Below are 3388 nucleotides of genomic sequence, written 5' to 3' on the forward strand. Positions count from 1 at the left end.
GCTCAGGTTGACCATGTGTCTGCCCCGGTTGGAATCGGCAGTTGCCCTTTGCCCCAACACGCAGCGGGACACGCTCCCGTTGCGTGGAAATCAATAGCCGCGCGGCAGCCCAAGGTCATGCGTGGCGATGAAGTTCAGCACCATCTCCTCGGCCACCGGCGCGAACTTGAACAGCCGCGCGTCACGCCACAGCCGCTCGAGGTGCGACTCGCGCGCGTAGCCCATGCCGCCGAGCGTCTGCATGGCGTGCTCGATGGCGTACATGGCCGCCTGGGCGGCGATCAGCTTGGCGGTGTTGGCCTCGGAGCCATACGGCCGACCCTGGTCGCACAACCAGGCGGCCTTGAGATTCATGAGGCGTGCGGTCTCGAGCTCGGCGTGCGCCTGCGCCAGCGGGAACTGCACGCCCTGGTAGGCGCCGATCGGCGTGCCGCGGAACACCTTGCGCACGTTGGCGTACTCGACCGCCTGACGGATGGCCAGGTTGCCGGCGCCGATCAGCGCCGCGGTGGTCACGATGCGCTCGGTGTTCAGCACCTCCAGCAGCTCGAACCAGCCGCCGTGCAGCGTGCCGACCAGCTCGTGCGGCTCGATGCGCACGTCGTCGAAGAACACGCTGCACGAGGACAGCGTGTTGGTGCCGAGCTTTTCGATCGGTGCGTAGGTGAGCCCCGGCCGGTCGATGTCGATCATGAACATCGTCAGGCCCTCGGTGCGGCGGCTGACCTCTTCGATTTTCTTGGTGCGCGCCACCACCAGCATCTTGTGGCCTTCCTTGACGCCGGTGATCCAGATCTTCTGGCCCGACAGCCGCCAGCCGTCACCGTCGGCGCGCGCGAAGCTGCGCAGCTCCAGCGTGTTGGAGCCGGCGTCCGGCTCGGTGAGCGCCATGCAGAAGTTCATGCGACCGGCGACGAGCGCCGGCAGCATCGCGGCCTTTTGCCGTTCGCTGCCGAAGCGCGACAGCGACACGCCACCGAAGATTGGGTTGATCATGAACAGCTGCCCCAGCGTGGCGCCGCCGCCGGTCGCCGCCAGGTGCTCCACGATGAGCGCCATCTCCTGCATGCCAAGGCCGCTGCCGCCGTGCTCCTCGGGCAGCGCCACGCCGCACAGGCCGGCGTCGCAGATGGCCTGCCACAGTTCCTGCGGGAAGGACTTGGCGCGGTCCTTTTGCAGCCAGTAATCCGGGCCGAAGTCGGCGCCGACGCGGTCGGCGGTGTCGCAGATCATGCGCTGCTCGTCGGTGAGGTCGAAATTCACGGCGCGAAGTCCTGAAAAAAAGCGAAAGGGATTGTCTACAGCAACACGCGGCGCGGGTCTTCCAGCGCGGCGTGCAGGCGGGTCAAAAACGCAGCCGCATCGGTGACCGACCAGGCGCTGGCGTCGGCGCGCAGCGCGAGCGTGAACGCCCCCGCCACGAGACTGCCAAGGCCGAGTGCCAACGCGCAGCCGGCCGGCCTGGCCGGGGCATACAGCCGCAGCGGGCCGCGGCCGGCGCTCTCGAAGTGCAGCGTCACGGCGGGCTCAGCGCCCGCGCGAGCCTGCGCCCCGGTCGCGCGCCAGGCGGCAAAACCCTGGCTGGCCTGCGCCGCCGGCCGCGGCGCGCCGTCACCGGCGCGACACAGCGCCTGCGGGTGGCTGGCCAGCAACACCCGCGCGGCCAGATAAAACACCAGACCGCCAACCCCGCCCTGCCCCGCCGGCAAGCGCGCGTGCCAGTCGAGCAGCGCCGCGGCCGGCACCTCGGCCAGCAGGAAGTGTTCGGCCGACGCGGCGACCGGCGGCGCGACCGCCGGCGCTGGCTTGGCGGCACAAAGCGGCACATCGGCGGCGCGGATGCGCCCGCCGGGGCCGCTGCCGGCGATGCCCTCGAGCGACAGGCCGCGTTCGCGCGCCAGGCGCCGCGCGTAAGGCGTGGCGATGCGGCGCCCGCCGGACCGGGCCGCCGTTTTTGCCGCCGCGGGTGATGCCGGCGCGGCGGCCGTTTCGATCGCGACTCGCGCGTCGGGCGCCGCATCCGCTGCAGGTTTCACTTCGGCCGCGGGCGCGGGGATGATCGCGCCGTCCGCCGGCTCCCAGCGCGCCAGTGTCGCGCCCACCGGCGCCGTCTGCCCGGCCGGCACGACGATTTCCAAAAGCCGCCCGGCGGCCGGGGCTTCGACCTCATTGGCGATCTTGTCGGTCTCGATCACCACCAGCACGTCGCCGGCGGCGAACGGCTCGCCCGGCGCGCGCCGCCACTCGGCCACCTGACCCTCGGTCATGGTCAGCCCGAGCTTGGGCATGACAAGCGGTTGCGACATGCGCGCCTACTCGCCGCGGAACTGCGCCGGGCGTTTTTCCAGAAACGCCCGGCAACCCTCGTGCGCGTCGGCGCTGTCCAGCACCAGGCTGATCACCGCCTGCTCGTGCGCCAGCGCGGCCGGCAGCGGCATGTCGGCGCCGTGCAGCAGGTTGCGCTTGAGCAGCTTCAGCGTCAGCGGCGACTTGGCGGCGATGCGCGCGGCAAGCGAGAGCGCCTCATCCATCAATTGCGCCGCCGGCACCACGCGGTTGGCGAGCCCGAGGCTCACCGCCGTTTGCGCGTCGATGCGGTCGCCGGTGAACATCAGCTCGCGCGCCCGGCAGGCCGGAATCTGCCGCAGCAAGCGCTGGCTGCCGCCGGCGCCGGGGAAAAGGCCAAGGTTGATCTCCGGCAGCGCGAGTTGGGCGGTGTCGGCCAAAAGGCGAATGTCCGTGCACAGCAACAGCTCGGTGCCGCCGCCGAGCGCAAAGCCGTTCACCGCCGCGATGGTCGGTTTGTCAGAGGTTTCGACGCGCCGGAACACGCGGTGGATCACCTCCGCGAACTCCTGGTAGTGCGCAAGGCCCTGCCGGGAGTCGAGATCGGCAATGTCGCCGCCGGCCACGAACGCCCGCTCGCCGGCGCCGGTGATGACGATGACGTGCACCGCGGGGTCCAGCTCCAGCGCGCAAAAAGCCTGCTCGAAGGCGAGCAGCGTCGGCACGTCGAGCGCGTTCAGCACCCGCGGGCGGTTGATGGTGAGCACGGCAACCGCGTCGTGGCGGTCGGTCAGGATCGGGGCGTCCGACATGGGGTGTCCTCGGATGAATCAGGAGCCGCTGATCTATTCTGCGGCTCCGTCCGGGGCAGGATGCCCCGACCTGAGTCAGGGGCATACGCCCTTGACTCAGGGAGCGCGGCGCGGGCGTGCACCGCGCGGCGCGAGCTGAAAAATTCCAGGGACGGAATTTTTCAGCATCTTCATCACGCCAGCACGCGCAGGGCGGCGGCGATCAAATCGCCGCTTTGCGGCCGGTAGGCGGCCTCGAGCGACGGCGCGAACGGCACCGGCATGAACGGCGCCCCCACGCGCACGATCGG

At 70.5% G+C, this 3388-nt stretch carries 3 protein-coding genes; all 3 read right to left on the bottom strand.

Features of this window, described 5'->3' with window-relative positions:
- Positions 1 to 90 precede the first annotated feature (90 nt).
- From PHC73_RS12835 to PHC73_RS12845, 3 genes are read right to left on the bottom strand one after another with little or no spacing between them, the layout of a single operon-like run.
- On the bottom strand, positions 91 to 1263 hold the full coding sequence (locus PHC73_RS12835) for an acyl-CoA dehydrogenase family protein (RefSeq protein ID WP_300128975.1): 1173 nt from the start codon (positions 1261 to 1263) through the stop codon (positions 91 to 93).
- Between the two features lie 35 nt (positions 1264 to 1298).
- A complete protein-coding gene (locus PHC73_RS12840; protein WP_300128978.1) occupies positions 1299 to 2306 on the bottom strand; it encodes a biotin/lipoyl-containing protein in 1008 nt (335 codons plus the stop codon).
- A gap of 6 nt (positions 2307 to 2312) precedes the next feature.
- Positions 2313 to 3098 (bottom strand): enoyl-CoA hydratase/isomerase family protein, encoded by a 786-nt coding sequence (locus PHC73_RS12845; RefSeq protein WP_300128980.1) that lies wholly within the window; start codon positions 3096 to 3098, stop codon positions 2313 to 2315.
- Between the last annotated feature and the right edge of the window lie 290 nt (positions 3099 to 3388).

This window comes from Immundisolibacter sp., from assembly GCF_028696615.1.
Taxonomy (GTDB): Bacteria; Pseudomonadota; Gammaproteobacteria; order Immundisolibacterales; family Immundisolibacteraceae; genus Immundisolibacter.

Bases quoted from the DNA above. Each gene is read 5' to 3' on its own strand.
- PHC73_RS12840 (WP_300128978.1), bottom strand. From the start codon at position 2,306: ATGTCGCAACCGCTTGTCATGCCCAAGCTCGGGCTGACCATGACCGAG.
- PHC73_RS12845 (WP_300128980.1), bottom strand. From the start codon at position 3,098: ATGTCGGACGCCCCGATCCTGACCGACCGCCACGACGCGGTTGCCGTG.